This window comes from Arthrobacter sp. RIT-PI-e, from assembly GCF_001187915.1.
GTDB lineage: Bacteria > Actinomycetota > Actinomycetes > Actinomycetales > Micrococcaceae > Arthrobacter_D.
Map to the genome: position 1 here is coordinate 118207 of NZ_LGIU01000043.1, position 22176 is coordinate 140382.

Genomic DNA, 22176 nt, shown 5'->3' on the forward strand with positions numbered 1-22176 from the left:
GATGGACACGGTAGACCAGCACTTCGAGTTCCACCGCCTGGCCCGCTCGGCGCCGCGCCACCGCTGGTGGAAGCCCCTGCTCACGGCCCTCCTCGGCGTCGTGTTCTACGTGGCGTTCACCATCGTGGTCATGGTCCCCGCACTGGTCCTCGCCGCGCTCTCCTCCACCGGCCCGGAACCCTACCTCGACGCCTTTACCGTCCTCGATCTCAGCAATCCCCTGGTGTTCGCGATCGCCATGGTCTCCCTGATCCTCATGATCCCCGCACTCGCGCTGGCCACCCTCATCACGGGCCCGCGACCCATCGGCCTGCTCTCCTCCGTGGCCGGCCGGATCCGCTGGCGCTGGCTGCTCGTGTGTTCCGTGGCCGCGCTCGCCGTCTTCGGGGTGAGCATCGGCCTCCCCCTGCCCCCCGACCTGCTGTCCCCCCCGGCCCGGCCGCCCCCGCCGGTCCAGCAGGACACCTCCACGCTGATCCTCCTGCTGGCCCTCTCCCTCCTCGTCGTGCCGTTCCAGGCCGCGGCGGAGGAGTACGTGTTCCGCGGCTACCTGATGCAGGCGATCGGCAGCTGGCTGCGCCACCCCGCCTTCGCGATCCTGCTCCCGGTCCCGTTGTTCGCCCTCGGGCAGGGGTCCGAGCCGCTGGGTCAGGCGGACGTCGCGGTCTTCGCGATCTTCGCCGGGTGGATCACCTGGCGCACCGGTGGGCTGGAGGCGGCGATCGCCGTCCACGCCGTGAACAACGTGACCATCTTCGTGCTCGGCGCCGTGGGTCTGGTGGACGTGAACGCCACCGGGAGCTCCGTGGGCGGGCTGGTGGTCTCCGTGCTCACCATGATGGTGACCGCCGTGATCCTCGTCCGGCTCGCCGACCGCCGGGGGATCCGCCGCACCCGCGTGGTGACCCCGCAGCCCGGTGAACCGTACTGGCTCCCGCCCGGCTCAGCCCTCCCCCGGCTGGATGGACAGTACGCCTACCCGCCGCAGCCCCAGTACTTCCAGCAGTCCCCGCCGTCCCTGTCCGCACCGAGCCGGCCGAACCCGTGGGTGGAGGGCCCGCACCAGATCCCCCCGCAGCAGCAGGTCCCGCAACTCCGTCTTCCGCCGCCTGCCGACACCCCACGGCCGGACGACGCTCCGGCTGGTCCTCGCCCGTCCGGGACCACGCCCGCCTCCGACCCCCCGGTCCCGCCCCCCCGGCCCCCGCCGGAGCTCCCCGGGAGCGGCGTGGTCCCCCGCGCCCGGGCCCGAGCGGGCCGCCCGCACCGTCGAGGCCCCCGCGCGCTCCCGCGGCGGGTCCCGCCACGCGCCGGTCCGGCCCGGCCGGCCACGGCGGCGCGCCCGTCAGGGCCGGCGTTCCCGCCCGGGACGGCCTTCCCCCCGGAGTCCCGCACCCCCCGGGGCCCGGCCTCCCGGGGCCGAGCCCCCCCGCCGACGGGCGTCGGAGGAATGACGACGACGGCAGGGACCACTGATCGAGGAGGCGCGGACGACGCCCCGTGATCCGCGGATCGCGGAGCTGCCGGCCGAGGACATCCCCGGCGTCGCCGAGCTGTGGGAGGAGGCCGGGCTCCCCCGCCCGTGGAATGATCCGGTGGCGGACATCCACCGCGCTCTCGACGGTCGCACCTCCACCGTCCTCGTCCACCGCTCGGGCACCGGGGTGGCGGGCACCGTGATGGTGGGCTACGACGGGCACCGGGGCTGGGTGTACTACGTCGCGGTCCGCCGCGCCGACCGGGGACGCGGGATCGGCCGTGCGCTGCTGACGGCGGCCGAGGACTGGCTCCGCGAACGCGGAGCCGTGAAGGTGCAGCTCATGGTGCGCCACGGGAACGACGTCGGCGCGTACTACGAACAGCTCGGGTACGCCGATGTCGGGGCCACCACCTACGGGAAGTGGCTCACCGGACCGTGACCGGCGGGACCGGCTCCCTGCTCGACCGCCTACCGGCCGGGGTCACCGCCGAGGATCCTCGCCCGTGCCGCGGCCAGCTCCTCGGCCGTGATGGTGCCGTCCCGGTGGAGCCGCTGCAGTTCCGCGAGGCGTTCCTCGGTGGAGCGGCGCGGGCTCAGCAGGTCGCTGTTCAGTGCCCGTACGGCGAGATCGGACTGCAGTGTCAGCGGGTCGTGCCCGGACTGCCGGATCCGCCGCGAGTTGCGGATGATGCCGACGATCACGACGACGAACCCGGTCAGGACCAGCACGAGGACGACGACGAAGAACACCCCGAAAGGCCCGGCAGGGCCCGCGAGAACGGGATTGGCATCCAGGGCGTTCATCATGTCCTCCTCGGTCGGTCCCGATCGTTCCATCCCACCCTTGCGCCACCGGGCGGAGCGGTCAAGCCTCGCGGGTCCCTCCGGGAGAAGCCCGGGAGGACGGTCGGAGCGACCTCAGCCCTCCACGCGGAGGCCCATGCTCTCGGCGAGGAACGGGGCCAGCAGCTGCAGCTGGTACTCGTCCACGGTGGCCCCGCGGATCCCGTCCAGGCCGTTGACGCCGCGGAAGGTGCTGGTCCGGAGGTCGGTGTCCTTCAGGCGCGCGCCGTCGAGGGTCAGGGTGCCCACGGTGCAGTCCTGCAGCGCCACCCGGGTGGCACGCGCGCCGGTCAGGTCCAGTTCCCCGATGATGCAGCCGCTCAGGAGGACATCCGTGAGCTGGGCGCCGCGGAGATTGACGTGGTCGAGCTTGCCGCCGTCCACGTGCACGCCGTCCCACCGGCTGTCGTAGAGTTCCGCCGAACCCCAGCGCGTACCGCGCAGCGAGGTCTCCCGCCAGCTGGTGCGGGGTGCCCGGAACACGGGTGCGAAGAGGTCGGCGAAGGCGCACTCCAGGAAGCGCGCTCCGCGCAGCTCGGTGTCGTTCAGCGAGACGCCGTCCAGGACGCACTCCTGCAGGGTGATGCCCGCGAGATCCAGCTCGTCGAGGGCCACCCGTTCGTACAGCTCCCCCTCCCGGTGCTCACCGTCGAGCAGGTCGGGGCTCCCCACGCGTACGGCGTCCCGCGGGGCTCGGAGGGCGAGCTTCGGGGCGAGCGTGGTGCCGCGTGCCGGCTTCCTGGGCATGTCTCCCTCTCCCGGACGCGCCGCTGCACGTCCGCTCCCATCCAACCACCGATCACCGCACCGGCTCTTCACCTCCCCTCCCCTTTCCCCTACAGTGGGGCACCCCGGGGTACCGGATGCCGGCGGGCCCCCGGGCACGGCCTCCGGCCACCCCCCACCGACGGGAAGGACCCCGATGAGCACCACCGGCCGTGCCCCCGCGGACCCCCGCCAGCACAGCATCTACCAGCGCGGTGGCGGCACCGCCGGCACTGCAGAGGCCGCCACCGGGATGGACACCGGGCGCGATGGTCGTGAACCGTCCCGGGCCGAGCCGGCCCGGGTGCCGGGCGCACCGGGGTCGGGGACGACGCCGGGCCGGCCCACGCCGACCTACTCCTCCGAGGACGCGTACGATGCCCCTGTGCACCCCCACCCCGAGGACCACTCCGTCATCCGGGAGCTCGGCGCCGAGGCGCCGGAGCCCGGCGGGTACGGCGGGCGGAATCCGTTCGACTACTGGATCTGGGGCGTGGCCGCCCTGCTGCTGGCGCTCGGGATGTACCTCACGTTCGTACCGGTGCTGCTCGCGGAGAGCATCCAGGAACAGATGCAGTCGCAAGCACAATCCAGTTACTACATGGGCCACTGGTCCAACTCCCCCGGCACCATCGCGATCCCGTTGATCCTCGTCGGCACTGCGACCGCCGTCGCCCAGCTGTTCGTCCTCTCCCACCGACACGCACGGCGCAGCCGCTGACACCGGCGGTGTCCCGACGCCGCCCGTGGTCGGGACACCGGGCCGGATGGTCCCGTCCCGGAACGTGACGGCCGGTCCGGACGGGCGCCCGGCGGCCCGTAGGGTGGGAAGCATGGAATCGCCCATCGAGAGCTACCTGAGGACCATCCACCGCGAGATCTCCGAGCTGCGGGACGGGAAGCCGAACAGCAGCATCCCCGCCATGGCGAACGTCGACCCCGACAACTTCGGCATCTGCCTGACCACGGTGGACGGCTACATGTACGAGGTGGGCGACACCCGTGAGGAGTTCAGCATCCAGTCGATCTCCAAGCCCTTCACCTACGGTCTGGCCCTCGCCGACCTCGGCATGGAGACCGTGGACGCGAAGGTGGACGTGGAACCCTCGGGGGACTCCTTCAACGAGATCTCCCTGGCGGAGGGCACCGGGCGCCCCTCCAACGCCATGATCAACGCCGGGGCGCTCACCGCCACCTCGCTGGTGCGCACCCGCGGCGGCAACAGGAGGTTCAAGCGCATCCTCAACGCGTACTCCGCCTTCGCCGGCCGTCAGCTGTCCATCGACGAGGAGATCTACGCCTCCGAACTCGAGCACGGACACCGCAACCGGGCGCTCGCGTACCTGCTGCGCTCCTTCGACATCATCGAGGACGATCCCACACCGGTGGTCGAGGACTACTTCCGGCAGTGCTCCGTGAAGGTCACCTGCATGGACCTCTCCGTCATGGCGGCCACCCTCGCGAACTCGGGGAGGAACCCGCTCACCGGCGTGGAGGCACTGGATCTGTCCTCGGTGGAGCGGGTGCTCTCCGTGATGACCACGTGCGGCATGTACGACGACGCCGGTTCGTGGATCAGCACGGTGGGTATGCCCGCCAAGAGCGGGGTGGGCGGCGGGACCATCGCCGTCCTGCCCGGTCAGGTGGGTCTCGCGGTGTACTCGCCGCCCCTGGACGAGCACGGCAGCAGCGTCCGCGGCATGGCCACGAGCCAGCGGCTCTCCCGGGACATGGAGCTGCACTTCGTGCGGGCGGCGCGGACCGGCAAGTCCGCCATCCGCGCCACCTACGACATCACCGCGGCCCCCTCGGGGATCCGCCGCAACGACGAGGCGATGGACCTGCTCCGCGACCACGGCCACCGCGCCAGGGTGATCGAGCTCAACGGCGACCTGCTCTTCGCGGGTACCGAGTCCATGGTGCGTGAGCTGAGCAACCTCGACGACGAGATCGAGTTCGTCATCCTGGACCTCCGCCGCGTCGATGAGGTGGCGGACGTCTCGCTCCGCCTGCTCGGGCAGGTCCGCCGCAATCTCGCCGAGGTGAACAGGGACATGATCCTGATCGACAGCGAGGGCACCCTCGCCGAGACGTTCAAGGACGTGGACCGGCCCGTACCCACCTTCGACACCCGCACGGCCGCCGTGGAGTGGTGCGAGAACGAGCTGATCAACCGGTACGGGTCCGAGATCGCGTTCCCCACGACGGTCGACGTGGCCCAGTGCCCCGCATTGAGCCCGCTGTCGCAGGGGGACCTCGAGGCACTGAGCGAGCGGATGGAGGACCGCGCCTACGAGAAGGGGCACGTGATCCGGCGGGTGGGGCAGTCCTTCGGCGGCGTGTACTTTATCCTCTCCGGCAAGATCGTCACCTCCGTGCCCGGCCCCACCGGGGAACGCCTGAAACTCACCACCCTGAGCGCGGGCATGACCTTCGGGGAACTGGCCCTGGGGAGCGAGAACCGCCAGGAGACCACGGTGAAGGCGCTCGAGGACGTGACCGTCAAGGTGCTCAGCGCCGGCGCCATCAGCACGCTGGAGAAGGAGGACCCCCGCCTCGCCGTCGAGCTGTGGAGGGCCCTCACCCGCGACGCCTACACCCGCGTGGACCTGTACCTGCGGGAGACGGCGGTGCGGCCGCGACTAGCGGGCCTCCCCGCCCTCCGCGACGGCCTTCAGCGTGCGGAGGGTGCGGCGGATGTTCCGCCGCTGGAAGGCCGCGAACGAGGTGCCGCCCGTGACCGCGAGGGCGCAGATGCGTGCCCCGGCGGCCGGCCACGGCCTGTCTTCCGTCCACGGCTCGGTCCCCCGGGGGCCGCCGTCGCGCTCCTGGCACGTGTACCGCCAGGTGGCAATCCGGCCCGGCACCTTCCGGTGCGTACCGCCGATGGCGTGGACCCGGAAGGCGAACTCGTGGCCGGGCTCGGCGGTCGTCACGGTGCAGCGCGTGCTCCAGCTCACCCTCCCGCGGGTGTTGGCGCCGTCGAAGACGTCCCCCGCCGTCAGGGCACCGTGCGATCCGGACACCACGGCGCCACGGTTCTCCGGGCTCCACTCGCCCATGCGGGTGACGTCACCGACCATTCCGTAGAGCTCCAGCGGGGACCTCGCGATCAGCACGCTGTCCGAGACCGACACGACCCGTCCCATGCGCTTCCCCTCGACGATCCGCGTGAACAAGGGCGCACCCGGGCGGGTGCGCTCCTGCGCGCCAGTCTACGGCGCCGCCCCCGGAAGCCTCCCTGCCGCTCGGGGCCGGTTACGCTGACGGAGGATCGGCCGCTACGGCCACCGGTGGACAGAGGGAAGGACGGACCAGGGCGATGACCGTACTGATAGCGGGATGCGGGGACCTCGGCACCGAGGTGGGGCTGCGCCTCGCCGCGCGTGGTGAGCGCGTGGTCGGGCGGCGCCGCCCCGCCGGCGCCTCCCGGCAGGGATCGGGGGGGCGGGCGCCGCCCCCCGCGCCGCCCCCGCCGATCCCGGCGGACACCGACGTCGTCGTGCTGGCCGCGGCCGCCGGGGGGCGCAGCGAGGCCGCGTACCGCAGTGCGTACGTGGACGCGACCGCCAACGTGCTGGGGGCGCTCGAGCGCGACGGCGTCCACCCGCGGCGCATCCTGTTCGTCTCCTCCACCGCCGTGTACGGGGACTTCGACGGCGGCTGGGTCACCGAGGAGTCGCCCGCGGAGAGCACGACGCCGACGGCGCGCCTGGTCCGCGAGGCCGAGGAGCTGCTGCTCGGGCGGTCCGGGCACGGCACCGTGCTGCGCCTGTCCGGGATCTACGGGCCGGGCCGCACCCGGCTCATCGACTCGGTCAGGGACGGCAGCGCCGTCCTGCCCGCGGAGCCGCAGTGGACCAACCGGATCCACCGGGACGACGCCGCCGCGGCGATCGTGCACCTGACTATGGACGTCGCCGAGCCCGCGCCGGTCTACCTCGGCAGCGACGAGCTACCCGTGGATCTCGGCGAGGTGCTGCGGTTCCTCGCGGCGGAGCTGGGACTCCCTGGACCGGCGAGCGGCGAGGCGTCGTCGTCCCGTGCCGGCGCGAGGCGCTGCGACAGCGCCCTGCTGCGCGCCTCGGGATTCTCCTTCGCCTACCCCACCTACCGGGAGGGGTACCGGGCGGTCCTGGCCGGGACCGGCGTCAGGCACCCGTGAGCGAGGTCGCGGGCCGCGCGGCTGATCGGGTCAGGCGTCCGAGGCGCACCAGCGACCACACGAAGATGCTCACCACCAGCACGTTGCGGAGCGTGAGCAGGACGGCGACGGCGGGATCCAGCTCGTACCGCAGCGCGTCGTACAGCACCGGGTAGACCAGCGTGGTCAGCCCCGCGGTGATGAGCATCGCCACCGCCGGGTAGCGCCACGCCGCGGCCCGGTCCAGCACCGGCCCGGCGGCGATCACGGCGGTGATCCACAGCATGAACTGGGGTGAGCCCACCTTGTTGAACACCACGAGGGTGCTCACCAGGGCGAGCGACCCGGCGGCCAGCAGGGGGCCGGCGGGTGCACCACGGTGCAGGGCGAGGGCCAGGAACCCTGCCACCAGGAGTACGGTGAGTGCCAGCAGCGGGTTCATGAGGTCCCCCACCACCCCGCTCAGGGCGCCGCGCACCTCCATGGTGTTGATCTCCTGGTCCTCGAAGAAGTAGGCCCCTGCGGTCCCGGAGATGGCCTGCCACACCCCGGGAGTGCTGAGCGGCGCCTCGAGCTGCATGCCCCGGGCCCCCTGCGCGGTGAGGAACCCGGTGAGGTTGCGTATGTCACCGGACACGGCGACGACGACGGCGATGCCGGCCGTCAGTGCCGCACCGGCGGCGAGGATTCGCGCCCGCCCGGACCGCACCACCACGAGCGCCGCGAGGACGACGGCGGCGGGCCACACCTTGATCCACGTCGCGGCACTGAGCACCAGCGACGCGACGAACGGGCGGGCCGCGACGATCAGCAGCGCGGCGAGGACCAGGGGGGCCGTGAGACCGTCGACGCGCCCCACCGCCACCGGGCCGAGCAGTGCCGTGGCCACCAGCCACCACACGGCCGCGGTCCGGGTTGCCGAGGTACCACGACGCACCAGGACCGCCACGCCCACGGCGTTGCAGAGCGCGAACAGCACGAACCAGGTGAGCTGGTAGAGAAAGCTGCCGAGGGCGGCGGACAGCACCATGGGGACGATCGCCCCCACCGGGTAGACCCACTCCACGTCCACGCCCTGCCACACGCCGTCGGCCAGCGCCCGGTAGGCCCACTCGCGGTACAGGCGGATGTCGCTGAGCACGCCCCCACCGATGATGAAGGGCAGCAGCCGCAGCAGGAATCCTGCGTGGACGAGGGCGAAGAACAGCCAGACACCGCGCGCGCCGTGGAACAGTCGTGGACGAGGGCGCAGACGCACGGGGAACTCCTGGTGGAGGGGGTGGGGGCAGCGTCCATTGTGTCACCGAGTACCGGGTCCGTGCTCGGCGGGGCCGTCTCAGGACGCGTCGGCACCGGTGGCTCCGCGTCGTGACGGCACGTACCCGAGGGCCTTGTCGATCACCCCGGGCAGCGGCAGTCCGTCCCGCCAGAGCAGGAAGTTCTGCTCGAACTGCACCGCGAGGTCATCCAGCCAGGAATCGGCGTTGCTGGCCATGTGCGGGGTGACCAGCACCCCGGGCAGGGACCAGAACGGGTGCTCCGGCGGCAGGGGTTCCACGGCGAAGGTGTCGAGCACGGCCCCGCCCAGCGTCCCGGTGCGCAGGCGTGCCACGAGGGCGTCCTCGTCGAGGAGGCGCCCGCGGCCGGCGTTTACGAGCACCGCACCGGGTGCGAGGGCCCCGATCACGGCGGCGTCCACGAGGTTCTCGGTGAGCGGCGTCAGCGGAGCCACGAGCACCACGTAGTCGAAGGATCCCACCACCGTGGCGAGCTCGGAGGAGGCATGGATCCGCCCGAAGTCCTCGTCGTGCAGGACCGCACGGCGTCCCGCGCCCTCCACCTGCATGCCCACGGCACGCAGGAGCTGTGCCGTCCGGCGTCCGATGCCGCCGGTGCCGACCACCAGGGCCCGTGCACCGGCGATGGTGCGGCCCTCGTGCCAGGACCACTCGGCCCGGCGCTGCTGGTCGGAGGACCGCCCGAACCCCTTGGCGGCGTGCAGCACGGCCCCCAGGACGTACTCCGCCATGGGCTGGTCGAACACTCCGTGCGCGTTGGTCACCACCACGTCGGAGGAGACCAGCTCCGGGAACAGCAGCTTGTCCACCCCCGCGGCCGCCACATGAAGCCACCGCAGCGACCCGGCGGCGTGCCAGGCGGCGGGCAGCGCGCCGGAGAAGTAGTCCCACAGGTGGAGCACGTCGGCGCCGTCGAGGGCCTCCGCCAACCCGGGTGCGCCGGTGACGCGGACCTCGGCGAACTCCCGCACCCGCTCCAGCCCGCGCACCGGCCGCGCCCCCTCCAGCACGGCCACCACAGGACGGCCGGCGGGCCGCCCCGTTGCGGTCCGCTCAGTCATCGGCCGCTCGAGGACGGGGCGGCAGGTCGCCCGGCGCCGCGCCCCCCGTTTGGCTCAGCTGTGTGCGGTCCTCCACGGAGAGGTCCCGCAGGTACCGCAGCACCACGATCGTCACGGCGGTGGCGGGGACCGCGAGGAACGCACCCACGATCCCGAACAGTGTCCCGCCGGCGGTGACGGACGCGAGGACCACCGCCGGGTGGATCTCGAGCGTCCGCCCAACGAGCAGGGGCTGGATGAAGTTGCTCTCCACCTGCTGCACCAGCACCACGATCCCGAGGACGATCAGCGCCGTCACCCAGCCGTACGCCAGGAAGGCCACGAGGGTCGCGAGGAGGCCGGAGGTGATGGCCCCGAGCACCGGGATGAACGCGGAGAAGAACACCAGCACGGCCAGGGGGATGGCCAGCGGGATGTCCAGGAGCACCAGCCCGAGGCCGATGAAGAAGGCGTCCACGAGTGCCACGGTGGCCTGAGCGAAGATGTAGTGCGCCAGGGTCCGCCAGGTTCCCACGGCGATGCGGGCGGTGTGCGCGAAGGTCCTCGAGTTGGTCCAGCGGGCCGCCCAGGGGAGGAAGCTGTCGCCGTCCTTCAGACTGAAGAACGTGAACACGAGGGTGAGCAGCACCACGATGGTGGCCGAGGTGAGCTCACTCAGCCCGGTGGTGATCCCGGTGACGATGTTCCCCGCGTTCGCCTGCAGCTGCGTCAGCGCCGTGTCCACGATCCGGTCGAGGTCGAGGTTCTCGAGCGACACGGCGTCGAGGTTGAACGGCGCGCCGTCCACGAAGTCGATGAGATCCGCGATGTTGTCCTGGGCGAGGAGGGACAGCTCCGCCACGCCGTCGGCGATCGCCGGGACGGTGAGGAAGCCGATCCCCACCACGGAACCGAGCAGGGCCAGCACCGTCACGAGCGCGGCGAGGACCTTCGGCAGCACCATCCGCAGCACGCGGTTCACCGGCCACAGCACCGAGGCCAGGAGCAGCGCGAACAGCGTGGGCAGGACGATCGACCACAGCGCCTTCGTCAGGAACCACAGGATCACCAGTCCCGCGAGGACCACGATGCTGCGTGCCGTCCAGGCGGCGCTCGCGCGCAGACCGTCGGCGAAGACGTGGGGCCGGAACCGGCTGGCGATCGACGCCCCGTGGCGTACGCGCTCGGACTCCTCGCCGGGGTCCTGCGGGCCCCGCTCCCCGGGGGGCGAGAGGGGCGGGACCGGCGCGTCGGACGGCTCGGGATGTTCGGGATTCTCGGGATCGATGCGGCTCACGTGCTAATCCTGCCCTGCCCGGGCGGTCGGGCGGGGATGCCCGCGGACATCCGTGCCACCTGAACCGTGGCATGCCGGCCTCGCACCGCTCACCCGCCCTCCACCGGACTAGGGTGGGGGGACCAGTCCGATCTCAGCGAAGGTGTCGCATGCGCTACGTCAAACTCGGTTCCACAGGCCTCGATGTCTCGCCGATCGCCCTCGGGTGCATGAGCTACGGCGCACCCGATCGCGGGAACCACGCGTGGACCCTTCCCGAGGAGCAGAGCCGCCCCCTCATCCGGTCCGCGGTGGACGCCGGGATCAACTTCTTCGACACCGCCAACGTCTACTCGGACGGCTCCAGCGAGGAGATCGTGGGCCGTGCCCTCGCCGAGTTCACCCGCCGCGAGGAGACCGTGATCGCCACGAAGGTCCACGGCCGCATGCACGAGGGGCCCAACGGTGCCGGGCTGTCCCGGAAGGCGATCCTCACGCAACTGGACGCCAGCCTGCGCCGGCTCGGCACCGACCACGTGGACCTCTACCAGATCCACCGCTTCGACCCCGCGACGCCGCTGGAGGAGACCCTCGAGGCCCTTCACGACGTCGTGAAGGCCGGCAAGGTGCGCTACCTCGGGGCGTCGTCGATGTACGCGTGGCAGTTCTCCAAGGCCCTGCACCTGCAGCGCGCCAACGGCTGGTCCCGCTTCGTGACCATGCAGGACCACTACAACCTGATCAACCGCGAGGAGGAGCGGGAGATGTACGGCCTGTGCGCGGACCAGGGCATCGGCGTGCTCCCGTGGAGCCCGCTGGCACGCGGCAAGCTCGCCCGCCCGTGGGACGAGACGACGTCGCGCTCGGAGACCGACACCTTCGGCAAGACCCTCTACGGCACCTCGGAGGCGGACCGCCGGGTGGCCGACGCCGTGGGTACCGTGGCGGAGCAGCGCGGGGTGTCCCGCGCCCAGGTGGCCCTCGCCTGGGTGTCGCGGAACCCGGTGGTGTCCGCGCCGATCGTCGGTGTGGGGAAACCCCGGCACCTCGAGGACGCCCTCGCGTCCCTGGACCTCCAGCTCACCGACACCGAGGTGGCCGCGCTGGAGGAGCACTACGTGCCGCACGCGCTCGTGGGCTTCTGAGCCCGGCCCCGATCACGAACACGCTCATCCCCTGCGGAACCCGCCCTCCGTGCTGAGCACCTGCCCCACCATCCAGCGGCCCTCCTCGCTCAGCAGCCACGCGATGAGCCGGGCCGGGTCGTCGGGCTCGCCGAAGCGGCCCGACGGGAAGTGCCGCAGCACGGACCGGACGGTCTCGGGCGAGCGGTCCGAGGCCGCCTCGTCCAGGTACCCCGTGTTCACCGGTCCGGGGTTCACGGTGTTCAGCAGGATGCCCCGCTCCACGAGGTCGTCCGCCACGGAGGCCGTGAGACCGGCGAGGGCCGCCTTCGACGCCGCGTAGGCGATCTCCCCCGGCATCGGCCCGGCGAGCTGCCCCGAGGTCATCCAGATGACGCGCCCGCCGTCGCGGCCGTCGTGCTGCTCGGCGAAGTACTTGGTGGCGAGGATCGTGGAGCGGGTGTTGACCTGCCAGTGGGCGTCGAGCTCCTGCGCCGAGATCTCGGACAGGCGCCCGTCCCCTCCGCTGCGAGCGTGGTTGCACACCAGACCGTCGAGGTGACCGAGGGCCGCCCGCGCCTCCGTGATCAGGCGCCGGGCGCCGTCCTGGTCCGCGAGGTCGATCCCGGTGGAGGCGAGCGAGGCACCGTCCACGAGCTGGGCGCGCACGCCCTCGAGCACCTCCTCGATCGGGTCCGCGCCCCACGGCTGCCCGGCGTCGTGGGGGACGTGGTGGTGCAGGAAGAGGCTGGCACCCATGCCCGCGAGCCGGGACGCGACGGCGTAGCCGATCCCCCGATGCCGGCTCACCCCGGTCACCACGAACGTACGGCCTGCCAGTGCGGTGGGATCCATGACCCCAGCGTAGGGGTGGTCTCGTTAGGCTGGGAACACCCGTCGCAGTGTCAGGAGGACCATGCACCGCCGTTCGACCGACCGTTGCCCGCCGCGCCTCCGGCCGGCCGGGATCGCCGTCGTGGTCCTGGTGCTCACGGGGTGCACGGGCGGATCCGTGCTCGGCATCCTCGACACCGAGCAGACGGAGCGGGACCTGCCGGGGATCCGCACGGATCTCGACGGCGTGGACCTCGCCAGCACCCGTTTCCTGGCCGAGCGCGACGGCATCGAGTACTTCGCGGCGGTACCGGAGGGCGGCTCCGGCGCCGAGGACTCCACCGTCTGCCTCCTGGTGGAGGAGGGGATCGGCGTGGGCCTGGAGTGTGCTCCCCTGGAACGCGGATCCACGGGGGCCGTCATCCGCGACAGCCTGGTCACCGCCGTCCTACTGCCCGATGACATCGACCGGAACGCGGTGGTGGACGAGGGCTTCGAGCTCCTGCACCCCAATCTGGCGATCCGCGCGGCGGATGCCGGCTGAACCGCTACGCCTGGACCTGGGTCTCCCCCACCGTGATCCGGTGGTCCTGTTCGCACTGGAACACCGCGAGTGTCCCCGGGGGAACCGGTCCCTCGGCCGGCCACTGGTCCTCGCCCAGTTCCCGCAGTCCGGTGTTGCATCGGGGACAGTATGCTTCCATGTCGGCGCCTTTCTCGATAGCGGGCCGGGGCATCGCCCGCGGAGCATCCAGTACACACCAGGATGCGGGTGCTTCACCGCTGCGGCAGGCGGCGGGTACCCGCTGGACGTACCGTCCGCCACGGAGTAGCCGGCCGTGCGGGCGGGTTCGTCCGCGTGCGGGGACCGGTGCTTACAATCGACCGTGCTGATCGCAGGGGTTGACCTCGCCGCCGAGACCAGGGGCACGGCGTGCGCGCTGCTCGACTTCTCGGCTCCCACGGTGAAGATCGAGGTGCGTCTCGGCGTACCCGATGCGGACATCGCCGCCCTCGCGCCCTCCGTCCAGAACCTCGGCATCGACTGCGCCTTCGGGTGGCCCGACGACTTCCTCGCCTTCCTCACCCGCCATGCGGCGGGACACCCAGTGGCGGCGTCCGAGGACCAGGGCATGGCCTGGCGGCGCCGCCTGGCCTACCGGGCCACCGACCGCGCCGTGCGAGAGCTCACCGGACGCTGGCCGCTGAGCGTCGCCACGGACCGGTTGGGCCTCACCGCCCTGCACTGCGCGGTCCTGCTGGACCACGTCGGGCAGACCCTGGGATCCCCGGTGGACCGCGCCGGTGGCGGGGTCGCCGTCGAGGTGTACCCGGCCGCCACGCTCCGCCTGTGGGGCTTCGACACGAAGGGCTACAAGACCGACGCCACCGTGCGTGGCATGCTCCTGGAGACCCTCGCGGCGCGCGCACCCTGGGTGGCGTTCGACGCCGGGACCCGGGAGCTCATGGTGCACTCCGACGACGCCTTCGACGCCGTGGTCGCAGCGCTCGCCGCCCGGGCACACGCCCTGGGGCTCACACACCCCGTGCCGCCCGAGTGCGCCGCGCAGGCGTTCCGTGAGGGGTGGATCGCCCTCCCCGCGGGGCGCCTCGAGGACCTGGCGCCGTGACGCCGGGCCGGCTCCGGGGACGTGACCGGCGTGATCCGGGGGATACAGCGGCTCCTAGCGCAGTCCGGCCCCGGGCGCCACGAGCTTCACGATGTTGCCGAGCAGCGCCGCGTTGAACTCCACACCGAGCTGGTTCGGGATGGTCACCAGCAGGGTGTCCGCCGCCTGCACCGCCGCGTCGGCGGCGAGTTCCTCGGCGATGACGTCCGGCGCGCCGATGTAGCTGCGGCCGAAGCGCGACCGCGCGCCGTCGAGGATGCCCACCTGGTCACCCGACTCCTGCTGGGCGCGGAGCCCGAAGTAGTACTCGTCGCGCTCGCTGACGATCGGCAGGATGCTGCGGCTCACGGACACCCGCGGGCTCCAGGCGTGCCCGGCGTCGGCCCAGGCCTTCCGGAAGACGTCGATCTGCTCGGCCTGGAGCTCGTCGAACGGCACGCCGGTGTCCTCCGTCAGGAGGGTGGAGCTCATCAGGTTCATGCCCTGCTCGCCCGCCCACTGCGCTGTCGCACGGGTACCGGAACCCCACCAGATGCGCTCGGGGAGACCCGGTGAGAGCGGATCGATCGGAAGCCCGCCGCTGCTGCGGCTCATCCGGGGGTTGGCCTCGGCCACGGGGTTCCCGGCGATCGCGTGCCGGAACAGGGCGGTCTTGTCCCGCGCCAGGTCCGCGTCCGTGGACCCTTCCGCGGGAACGTACCCGAAGGTACGCGAGCCGTCCAGGGCCGTCTCGGGGGACCCGCGGCTGATCCCCAGTTGCAGCCGCCGGTTGCTGATGAGATCGGTCACCGCGGCCTCCTCCGCCATGTACAGGGGATTCTCATATCGCATGTCGATCACGCCGGTGCCGAGCTCGATGGTGCTGGTCCTCGCCGCCATGGCGGCGAGGAGGGGGAAGGGGGCCGAGTACTGGGGCGCGAAGTGGTGGACTCGCATGTACGCGCCGTCCACCCCGAGCTCCTCCGCCGCGACGGCCAGCTCGACGGCCTGGAGCAGCGCATCCTGCGCGGTGGGCACCTGTGAACCGCGGACGTCCTGGTAGTGGCCGAAGGACAGGAAACCGATTTTCGTCATGCCCGGTGCAGCGCACACCGACGCCGGTCCATTCCCGCGCCGGGCACCGGGCCGGTGTGCTGCACTTCCCCCACGACGATCCCCCTCAAGGCCTACGCCCACGTCCGTCTCACGGTCACCGACATCCGCGCCTCGCGTGCGTTCTACGACTCCGTGTTCGGCCTGCCCATCGCGTTCGAGGTGCCCGAGGGCGCGGACGACGCCACCCGGGAGCAGCTCGCCTTTTTGTACGGAGGGGTGATCTACCAGCTCGGGACCACCCTGCTGGGTCTCCACCCGTGGCCGAGGACGGCTTCGACGAGAACCGGGTGGGCCTGGACCACCTCGCCTTCGAGGTCGAGGGCAGGGCCGTGCTCGACGACGCCGCGACCATGCTCGAGAGCATGGTCATCGGGCATGCCGGGGTGAAGGACATCGGCGTGGGCCACATCCTCGAGTTCCGCGACCCCGACGGCATCGCGCTGGAACTCTTCACCCCCGCCGCCTGATCCGCGCGACGACGGCGGCCCGGCCCCATGAGGGTCGGCGCGCCGTCGTCGCACCCGTGGGCTCAGGGGAGCTTGACCGCCAGGACGTTGCACCGCGCCGTGAGCAGAATGGTCTGCGCCGTCGAGCCGAGGATCAGCTTGCCCACCGGGGTGCGGTGCCGCAGCCCGATCACGATCAGCTCTGCACCCACCTCCTCCGCGACGTCCACGACCTCCTCGGCCGCCGTCGCCTCGGAGATGCTGTGCCGGATCGAGTACCCCACCCCCGTCCGGGCCAGCAGCGCCTCGAGCTCGGAGACATCCGCGGAATCGGCGTAGGCCGGATCCACGAGGCGGTCCGCCCGCGTGGTGTTGACCACCACGAGATCGGCGCCCCGGTGACGCGCCTCCTCCGCAGCCTGCAGGACGGCGGCCCCACCCAGGGCGTTGGGCACGTAGCCCACCACGACGGTGCTCATCGGTCGGTGTCCTCCCGGCGGATCGATACCGCCGGGGTGGTGCCGGAGGACTGCACGGTGCCGCGGACGACGTCGGGGGCATCGGCGTTGGCCGCAACCATGGCCTCGAACTGGCGCTGCCGACGCTTGAGCAGCAGGGACAGTGCGAAGATCACGAGGAGCACCACGTAGATGGTCGCCGCGATCGGCGACTGGACCAGTGCCACGGGGTCGCCCTGCGAGATGGCGAGCGAGCGGCGCAGCTGGCTCTCGAAGATGGGTCCCAGGATGAGACCCACCACCATGGGGGCGATCGGGTAGCCGAAGCGCCGCATGAAGAAGCCGAGGATGCCGACCACCAGCAGGATGATGACGTCGATCGGGGTGAAGTTCACGGAGAACGCCCCGAGGACGGCGAACACCAGGATGCCCGCGTAGAGGTAGGGCCGGGGGATCTGGAGGATCTTGACCCAGATGCCCACGAGCGGCAGGTTGAGCACCAGGAGCATCAGGTTGCCCACGTAGAGGCTCGCGATGAGCGCCCACACGAGTGCGCTGTTGGACTCGAAGAGCTGCGGGCCCACGGGGATCTGGTAGCGCTGGAACGCCACGAGCATCATGGCTGCGGTGGCCGTGGTCGGGATGCCGAGCGTCAACAGTGGCACGAGCACGCCGGCGGCGGCCGCGTTGTTCGCGGCCTCCGGACCGGCCACGCCCTCGATGGCACCCTTGCCGAACTGCTTCTTGTTCTCGCCCTTGGCGAGCCTGCGTTCGGAGGCGTAGGACAGGAAGGTCGCGACGTCGGCGCCGCCGGCGGGGATGGTGCCGACCGGGAAGCCGATGAACGTGCCGCGGAGCCAGGGCCTCCAGGAGCGCCGGAGATCGTCCTTGCGGAGCCACGTGGTCCAGCCGCCCGTCACGGGGATCACCTTGATGGGGCCGTGCCGCAGCCGGGAGCCGACGTAGAGGGCCTCCCCCACGGCGAAGAGCGCGACCGCCACGAGGACGACGTCGATCCCGTCCGCCAGGAAGGGGCTGCCGAAGGTGTAGCGCTGCTGCGCGGTGAGGGAGTCGAAGCCCACGAGGGCGATGAACAGTCCGAGGCCGAGGGAGGCGAGACCGCGCAGCACGGACGAGCCGAGGAGCGCGCCGACCGTGAGGAAGGCGACCACCATGAGTGCCACGTACTCCACGGGGCCGATCTGCACGGCGAACGCCGCGACGTAGGGTGCCACGAAGCTCAGCAGCACCGTCGCGATGGTGCCGGCCACGAAGGAGCCGACCGCCGCCGTCGCCAGGGCCGCCGCTCCCCTGCCGGCCTTGGCCATCTTGTTGCCCTCGAGGGCCGTGACGATCGAGGCGGACTCGCCGGGGGTGTTCAGCAGGATCGAGGTGGTGGACCCTCCGTACATGCCCCCGTAGTAGATACCGGCGAAGACGATGATCGCCGCCGTCGGTTCGAGGGTGTAGGTGATGGGCATGAGCAGGGCCACGGTCATGGCGGGGCCGATGCCGGGCAGCACGCCGACGGCGGTCCCGACCAGCACGCCGCCCAGTGCGTACAGCAGGTACATGGGCTGCAGCGCCGTGGTGAAGCCCTCCATGAGCAGGAAGAAGTTATCCACCGAACCCACCGATCCCTTCCAGGAAGCCGGGGGGCAGGGAGACCCCGAGCAGACCGCCGAAGACGAACTGCAGCACCAGGGCCAGGACGATCGCGGTCACGAGATTGCGCCACCAGGGGCGTGCCCCGAGCGACCAGGCGGCGCCGAAGAAGAGGACGGCCGCCGCGACGGGCCAGCCGAGCGGCACGATCAGGAAGGCGTGGAGCAGGACGATGCCGGCGAGCTTGCCGACGGTCGCCCAGTCCGTCCCCGTCTCCAGGTCCACGTCCTCGCCCTCGTCCGCCGCTCCGCGGTGACCGCGGAGCACCTGGAGGACCAGGCCCGCGCCGACCAGCACGAGCAGCGCGGACACGGCGAAGGGGAAGGCGCGGGGCCCGATGTCGCTGGCCGACGGCGGCGTCTGGATGCCGGCGCCGGCCACGAAACCGAGCACGCCGATGCTCACGATGAGGAGCGCGAAGACCAGCTCACCGATCGGTCTGCCGGGAGCGGTGTCGGTGCCGCTCCCGGGTGCGTTCTGGACGGAGGTACTCATGCTCTAGAGCAGCCCGATGTCGGTGAGGGTGGTCTTGACGCTGGTGATGTCCTCGTCGAGGAAGGCGTCGAACTCCTCACCCGCGAGGAAGGCGTCGGACCAGTTGTTCTCCTCGAGCGTGCTCGTCCAGGTGTCGGTGGCGTGCAGGTCGGTGACGAGCTGCGTCAGCTTCTCGGCCTGCGCCTCGTCGATGCTCCCGGGGGCGACGACGCCGCGCCAGTTGGTGAGCACGAGCTCGATCCCCTCGTCCGTGAGGGTGGGGGTGTCGGGCAGCTGGGGCGCGGCCTCCTCACCGGAGACCGCGAGTGCCCGCAGCTTGCCGGAGGTGACCTGCTCGGCGTACTCGCCCACACCGGAGATGCCCGCGTCCACCTTGTTGCCCAGCAGCGCCGCGAGAGATTCGCCGCCGCCGGAGTAGGGGATGTAGTTGAGGTTGTCGGGGGTGATGCCCGCCTCCTTGAGCACGGACCCTGCGAGGATGTGGTCCGCGCCGCCGGCCGAGCCACCGGTGATGGACACACCCTGGCCCTCGGACTCGATGGCGTCCAGCAGGTCCTGGAGGTCCTGGTACGGGGAGTCCGCGGGGACCACGATCACGAGTGGTTCCTCGGTGAGCCGCGCGATCGGCGTCGTGTCCTCGATGCGGTTGGCGGCGTTGTTCGTCTCGACGGCGCCGACCATGACGTAGCCCATGACCATGAGGGTGTTCGGGTCGGTCTCGGTGGCCAGCTGCGCGAGCCCGTTGGTACCACCGGCGCCGCCCACGTTGACCACCGAGGCATTGCCGACGAGGTCGTTCTCGGTCAGGTTCGACTCGATGGCACGGCCGGTCTGGTCCCATCCGCCACCGGGATCGGCGGGGACCACGATGTTGAGCCTGTCGATGGCGTCGTCCGTGCCGCCCGAGGTGGTGCTCTGCGTCATGGAGCCGCACGCCGAGAGGGCGAGGACGGAGACGAGGGCCAGGCCGGTGATGGTCGAACGGCGCGCCGTTGTGCGATCGATCGTCATGATGTTCTCTTCCTCAAGAAGTGGTTGCTCGTACCGAGCGGGGAGTGTGATGTGGGTCACCACCGTCGATCTCAGGGTAGGAGGACCTCGGGGCGGCGGTGAAGCATGCGGTCGTAGTGCTCGTATCGGTCTTTGTGGTCACGGCAGATCCGCGTCATGGCGTGCTTCCGGCTCCCCTGTGACGTCCGGCGGCGTGTCACACTGTGGGCATGATCAGGACGATGTCGCTTCGATCGCAGCTGTTCCTCCTGCAGCTGTCCATCGTGCTCGTCATCGTGGCCGTCGCCGGGTCCACCGCCGTCGCCATGCAGCGCCTGCAGATCCGTGAGCAGTACGAGGACCGCATGATCGGGGTCGCGCAGTCGGTGGCGCAGCTGCCCTCCGTGGTCGAGGCCTTCGGGAAGCCCGACCCGAGCGCCGAGATCCAGCCCATCGCCGATCTCATCCGGCAGTCCACGGCCGTCACCTACGTGGTGGTCACCGACGCGGACGGCATCCGGTACTCCCACCCCAACCCCGACCTGATCGGGCAGCCCGTCTCCACCGACCCCTCCATCCCGCTCTCCGGTGACACCTTCGTGGGGACGCAGACCGGCACGCTCGGCGAGTCCTGGCGCGTGAAGGTCCCCATCCGCGGCGCCGATGGCCGGATCATCGGTACCGCCTCCGTGGGGACGCTCGAGTCGGAGCTCGACGCGGATCTCTACGAGGACCTGCCGCGTCTGCTGGCGTGGTTGATCGTCGCCGCCCTGGTCGGGTCCGCCGGTGCCATCTGGATCTCCCGGCTCGTCTGGCGGCGCATCTACCGCCTCGAACCCGAGCAGATCGCCTCCCTCCTGGAGACCCGCGACGCCATGATCCACGGCATCAGCGAGGGCATGGTCGCCGTCGACGAGCAGCACCGGATCGCCCTGCTGAACGACGAGGCCAAGCGCCTGCTCGACCTGGACGACTCCGCCACGGGCAGGCGCATCGACGACGTCATGGAGCCGGCCCTCGCCCAGCTCCTCACCGACCCGGCGGACACCGACGAGACCGTCCTGTCCGGCGAGCGGGTGCTCCTGGCCCGCACCTCGGACGCCCTCGTGGACGGCAACCGCGTGGGCCGCGTCATGATCCTCCGCGACCGCACCGAGCTCTACCAGCTGCTGACCGACCTCGACGGCGAGCGCGACGTGACACAGGCGCTGCGTGCGCAGGCCCACGAGTTCGCGAACCGCATGCACACCATCTCCGGGCTTCTGGAACTCGGCCGGACGGACCAGGCGGTGGATTTCATCTCCCGCTCCGGCCACGGCGGCTCCCTGGTGTCCGGGACCATCGCCCCGGGCATCCGGGACCCCGACGCGGCGAGCCTGCTCATGACCAAGAGCACCATCGCGGCCGAGAAGGGCATCGATCTGGTCATCGACGACGCCTCGACGCTCGAGCCCGACGGCACCACCGACGTCGTCACTGTGCTCGGCATCCTCCTCGACAACGCGATGGAGGCCGTCACGGGCTCCGGGCGCGCCGACGGCACCGTCACGGTCCTCCTGCGGGAGGAACCCGGCACGGTGCGCATCGAGGTCGCGGACAACGGTCCCGGTGTGGCGCCGGAGGACGTGGCCGGTATCTTCTCCTCGGGCTACTCCACGAAGGACGCCGGGCATCCGGGCACACGCGGTTTCGGCCTCGCGCTGGTGGAGCGCATCGCCCGGCGGCGCTCCGGGCACGTGGTCGTGGACGACGCCGGGCTCGGCGGTGCCGAGTTCACCGTCTGGCTGGCGCCCTCCCCCGTGGCGGCGCCCCGTTCCACCCTGCAGGTGCCATGACCGCCCCCTCCGGTGGACCGCTGATCCCCGCGCTCGTGGTCGACGACGACCACGCAGTGGCCGGTATCCACACCGGCTTCCTGCTCGCGCACGGCGCGTTCGAGGTCGTGGGTGCCGCGCACTCGGGTGCCCGGGCGCTGGAGCTCGTGGACGAGCTGCGGCCCCGGCTCGTCCTCCTCGACATCCACCTCCCCGACATGACGGGCATCGACGTGCTGCGCGCCCTGCGGAACCGGCCGGGGGAGCCGCTGGACGTCATCGCGATCACGGCGGCCCGGGAGCTGGACACCGTGCGGGCCGCCGTGGCCGGCGGGGTGCTGCACTACCTCGTGAAGCCCTTCAGCGCTGCCGTGCTGAACCAGCGCCTGGACTCCTACGTGGCGTACCGGCGCGAGCTCCACGCCCATGCGACCGACGGCACCGCGGCCCTCGACCAGGGGCGCATCGACCAGCTCCTGCGCACGACGTCGGGCACCGGCACCGGCACCGGCACGGCGACCTTCGTCACTCCCAAGGGGCTCTCCGCACCCACGCTCGACGCCGTCGTCCTGGACCTCCGGGGGCACGGTGGCGGGACGTCCGCGTCCGACGTCGCGAACCGCCTCGGCATGGCTCGGGTCAGCGCGCGGCGCTATCTCGAGTTCCTCGTCTCGCAGGGCAGGGCGCGGATCGTCCCGCAGTACGGGTCCGCGGGGCGCCCCGAGAAGTTCTACCTCTGGACGGAGGGCCCGTCCGCCTGAGCGCGAGCACCCCCGGA

At 71.6% G+C, this 22176-nt stretch carries 23 protein-coding genes and 2 pseudogenes; 12 read left to right on the plus strand and 13 right to left on the minus strand.

Translation table 11 applies throughout. The features are described from left to right. Position 1: 1 nt before the first annotated feature. Positions 2-1504 (plus strand): CPBP family intramembrane glutamic endopeptidase, encoded by a 1503-nt coding sequence (locus AC792_RS04850; RefSeq protein WP_049829423.1) that lies wholly within the window; start codon positions 2-4, stop codon positions 1502-1504. A gap of 16 nt (positions 1505-1520) precedes the next feature. Beyond that, positions 1521-1919 carry a GNAT family acetyltransferase gene (locus tag AC792_RS04855; protein ID WP_268753343.1) on the plus strand — a complete coding sequence of 133 codons (399 nt, stop codon included), beginning with the start codon at positions 1521-1523 and terminating at the stop codon, positions 1917-1919. 29 nt (positions 1920-1948) lie between these two features. On the opposite strand, the gene AC792_RS04860 is transcribed toward AC792_RS04855, so the two are convergent. Continuing rightward, complete coding sequence (locus AC792_RS04860; protein WP_049829425.1) at positions 1949-2287, minus strand: hypothetical protein; 339 nt, start codon at positions 2285-2287, stop codon at positions 1949-1951. A gap of 111 nt (positions 2288-2398) precedes the next feature. Next, complete coding sequence (locus AC792_RS04865; protein ID WP_049829426.1) at positions 2399-3070, minus strand: pentapeptide repeat-containing protein; 672 nt, start codon at positions 3068-3070, stop codon at positions 2399-2401. 175 nt (positions 3071-3245) lie between these two features. Between AC792_RS04865 and AC792_RS04870 the strand changes: the two genes are divergently transcribed. Both AC792_RS04870 and glsA read left to right on the plus strand, forming a co-directional pair. Then, on the plus strand, positions 3246-3809 hold the full coding sequence (locus tag AC792_RS04870; protein WP_049829427.1) for a hypothetical protein: 564 nt from the start codon (positions 3246-3248) through the stop codon (positions 3807-3809). 112 nt (positions 3810-3921) lie between these two features. Next, a pseudogene (glsA, locus tag AC792_RS04875) lies at positions 3922-5613 on the plus strand (glutaminase A); the annotation flags it as partial. 117 nt (positions 5614-5730) lie between these two features. Here the strand turns inward: glsA and AC792_RS16205 are convergent. Further along, positions 5731-6237 (minus strand): SRPBCC family protein, encoded by a 507-nt coding sequence (locus AC792_RS16205; RefSeq protein ID WP_082177463.1) that lies wholly within the window; start codon positions 6235-6237, stop codon positions 5731-5733. Between the two features lie 173 nt (positions 6238-6410). On the opposite strand from AC792_RS16205, the gene AC792_RS04880 reads away from it, so the two are divergent. Next, the gene (locus AC792_RS04880; RefSeq protein ID WP_049829428.1) at positions 6411-7253 is read left to right on the plus strand and encodes an NAD-dependent epimerase/dehydratase family protein; all 843 of its coding nucleotides are present in this window, start codon (positions 6411-6413) and stop codon (positions 7251-7253) included. On the opposite strand, the gene AC792_RS04885 is transcribed toward AC792_RS04880, so the two are convergent. The 3 genes from AC792_RS04885 to AC792_RS04895 form a co-directional block, all read right to left on the minus strand. After that, positions 7240-8490 carry a glycosyltransferase 87 family protein gene (locus AC792_RS04885; RefSeq protein WP_049829429.1) on the minus strand — a complete coding sequence of 417 codons (1251 nt, stop codon included), beginning with the start codon at positions 8488-8490 and terminating at the stop codon, positions 7240-7242. The genes AC792_RS04880 and AC792_RS04885 overlap by 14 nt on opposite strands. Before the next feature lie 78 nt (positions 8491-8568). Further along, on the minus strand, positions 8569-9591 hold the full coding sequence (locus tag AC792_RS04890; protein WP_049829430.1) for a D-2-hydroxyacid dehydrogenase: 1023 nt from the start codon (positions 9589-9591) through the stop codon (positions 8569-8571). Further along, positions 9584-10867, minus strand: a complete 1284-nt coding sequence (locus tag AC792_RS04895) for an AI-2E family transporter (protein WP_049829431.1) — start codon at positions 10865-10867, stop codon at positions 9584-9586. The genes AC792_RS04890 and AC792_RS04895 overlap by 8 nt, the downstream gene beginning before the upstream one ends. Positions 10868-11016: 149 nt before the next feature. Between AC792_RS04895 and AC792_RS04900 the strand changes: the two genes are divergently transcribed. Then, positions 11017-11991, plus strand: coding sequence for an aldo/keto reductase (locus tag AC792_RS04900; RefSeq protein ID WP_049829432.1), 975 nt, complete (start codon positions 11017-11019; stop codon positions 11989-11991). A 24-nt stretch (positions 11992-12015) separates the two neighbouring features. On the opposite strand, the gene AC792_RS04905 is transcribed toward AC792_RS04900, so the two are convergent. Next, positions 12016-12825, minus strand: coding sequence for an SDR family oxidoreductase (locus tag AC792_RS04905; protein WP_049829433.1), 810 nt, complete (start codon positions 12823-12825; stop codon positions 12016-12018). Positions 12826-12886: 61 nt separating this feature from the next. Between AC792_RS04905 and AC792_RS04910 the strand changes: the two genes are divergently transcribed. Then, on the plus strand, positions 12887-13348 hold the full coding sequence (locus tag AC792_RS04910) for a hypothetical protein (protein ID WP_049829434.1): 462 nt from the start codon (positions 12887-12889) through the stop codon (positions 13346-13348). Positions 13349-13352: 4 nt separating this feature from the next. Here AC792_RS04910 and AC792_RS17240 read toward each other — a convergent pair whose 3' ends face one another. After that, positions 13353-13508 carry a hypothetical protein gene (locus AC792_RS17240; RefSeq protein WP_160317611.1) on the minus strand — a complete coding sequence of 52 codons (156 nt, stop codon included), beginning with the start codon at positions 13506-13508 and terminating at the stop codon, positions 13353-13355. A 183-nt stretch (positions 13509-13691) separates the two neighbouring features. On the opposite strand from AC792_RS17240, the gene AC792_RS04920 reads away from it, so the two are divergent. Beyond that, on the plus strand, positions 13692-14435 hold the full coding sequence (locus AC792_RS04920) for a DUF429 domain-containing protein (protein ID WP_049829436.1): 744 nt from the start codon (positions 13692-13694) through the stop codon (positions 14433-14435). A 54-nt stretch (positions 14436-14489) separates the two neighbouring features. Here the strand turns inward: AC792_RS04920 and AC792_RS04925 are convergent, their stop codons facing one another. Then, positions 14490-15509, minus strand: a complete 1020-nt coding sequence (locus AC792_RS04925; RefSeq protein ID WP_049829437.1) for an LLM class flavin-dependent oxidoreductase — start codon at positions 15507-15509, stop codon at positions 14490-14492. A gap of 54 nt (positions 15510-15563) precedes the next feature. Between AC792_RS04925 and AC792_RS18160 the strand changes: the two are divergent. Then, positions 15564-15662: pseudogene (locus AC792_RS18160) on the plus strand (hypothetical protein); the annotation flags it as partial. A 125-nt stretch (positions 15663-15787) separates the two neighbouring features. Continuing rightward, entirely contained in the window at positions 15788-15997 is a 210-nt protein-coding gene (locus tag AC792_RS17480) for a VOC family protein (RefSeq protein WP_200903365.1), read from the plus strand. Between the two features lie 62 nt (positions 15998-16059). Here the strand turns inward: AC792_RS17480 and AC792_RS04935 are convergent, their stop codons facing one another. Genes AC792_RS04935 through AC792_RS04950 form a run of 4 tightly spaced genes read right to left on the minus strand, consistent with a single transcriptional unit; the run spans position 16060 to position 19605 of the window. Next, a complete protein-coding gene (locus AC792_RS04935; RefSeq protein ID WP_049829438.1) occupies positions 16060-16455 on the minus strand; it encodes a universal stress protein in 396 nt (131 codons plus the stop codon). Further along, positions 16452-18059 carry a tripartite tricarboxylate transporter permease gene (locus AC792_RS04940; protein ID WP_082177464.1) on the minus strand — a complete coding sequence of 536 codons (1608 nt, stop codon included), beginning with the start codon at positions 18057-18059 and terminating at the stop codon, positions 16452-16454. Before AC792_RS04940 ends, AC792_RS04935 begins: the two co-directional genes overlap by 4 nt. Further along, on the minus strand, positions 18052-18594 hold the full coding sequence (locus tag AC792_RS04945) for a tripartite tricarboxylate transporter TctB family protein (protein ID WP_049829439.1): 543 nt from the start codon (positions 18592-18594) through the stop codon (positions 18052-18054). The genes AC792_RS04940 and AC792_RS04945 overlap by 8 nt, the downstream gene beginning before the upstream one ends. 3 nt (positions 18595-18597) lie before the next feature. Next, the gene (locus AC792_RS04950) at positions 18598-19605 is read right to left on the minus strand and encodes a Bug family tripartite tricarboxylate transporter substrate binding protein (RefSeq protein WP_049829440.1); all 1008 of its coding nucleotides are present in this window, start codon (positions 19603-19605) and stop codon (positions 18598-18600) included. A 209-nt stretch (positions 19606-19814) separates the two neighbouring features. Here AC792_RS04950 and AC792_RS04955 point away from each other — a divergent pair, with 209 nt between their 5' ends. Both AC792_RS04955 and AC792_RS04960 read left to right on the plus strand, forming a co-directional pair. Next, on the plus strand, positions 19815-21419 hold the full coding sequence (locus AC792_RS04955) for an ATP-binding protein (protein ID WP_049829441.1): 1605 nt from the start codon (positions 19815-19817) through the stop codon (positions 21417-21419). Next, complete coding sequence (locus AC792_RS04960) at positions 21416-22159, plus strand: response regulator (RefSeq protein ID WP_049829442.1); 744 nt, start codon at positions 21416-21418, stop codon at positions 22157-22159. The genes AC792_RS04955 and AC792_RS04960 overlap by 4 nt, the downstream gene beginning before the upstream one ends. Positions 22160-22176: the final 17 nt, after the last annotated feature.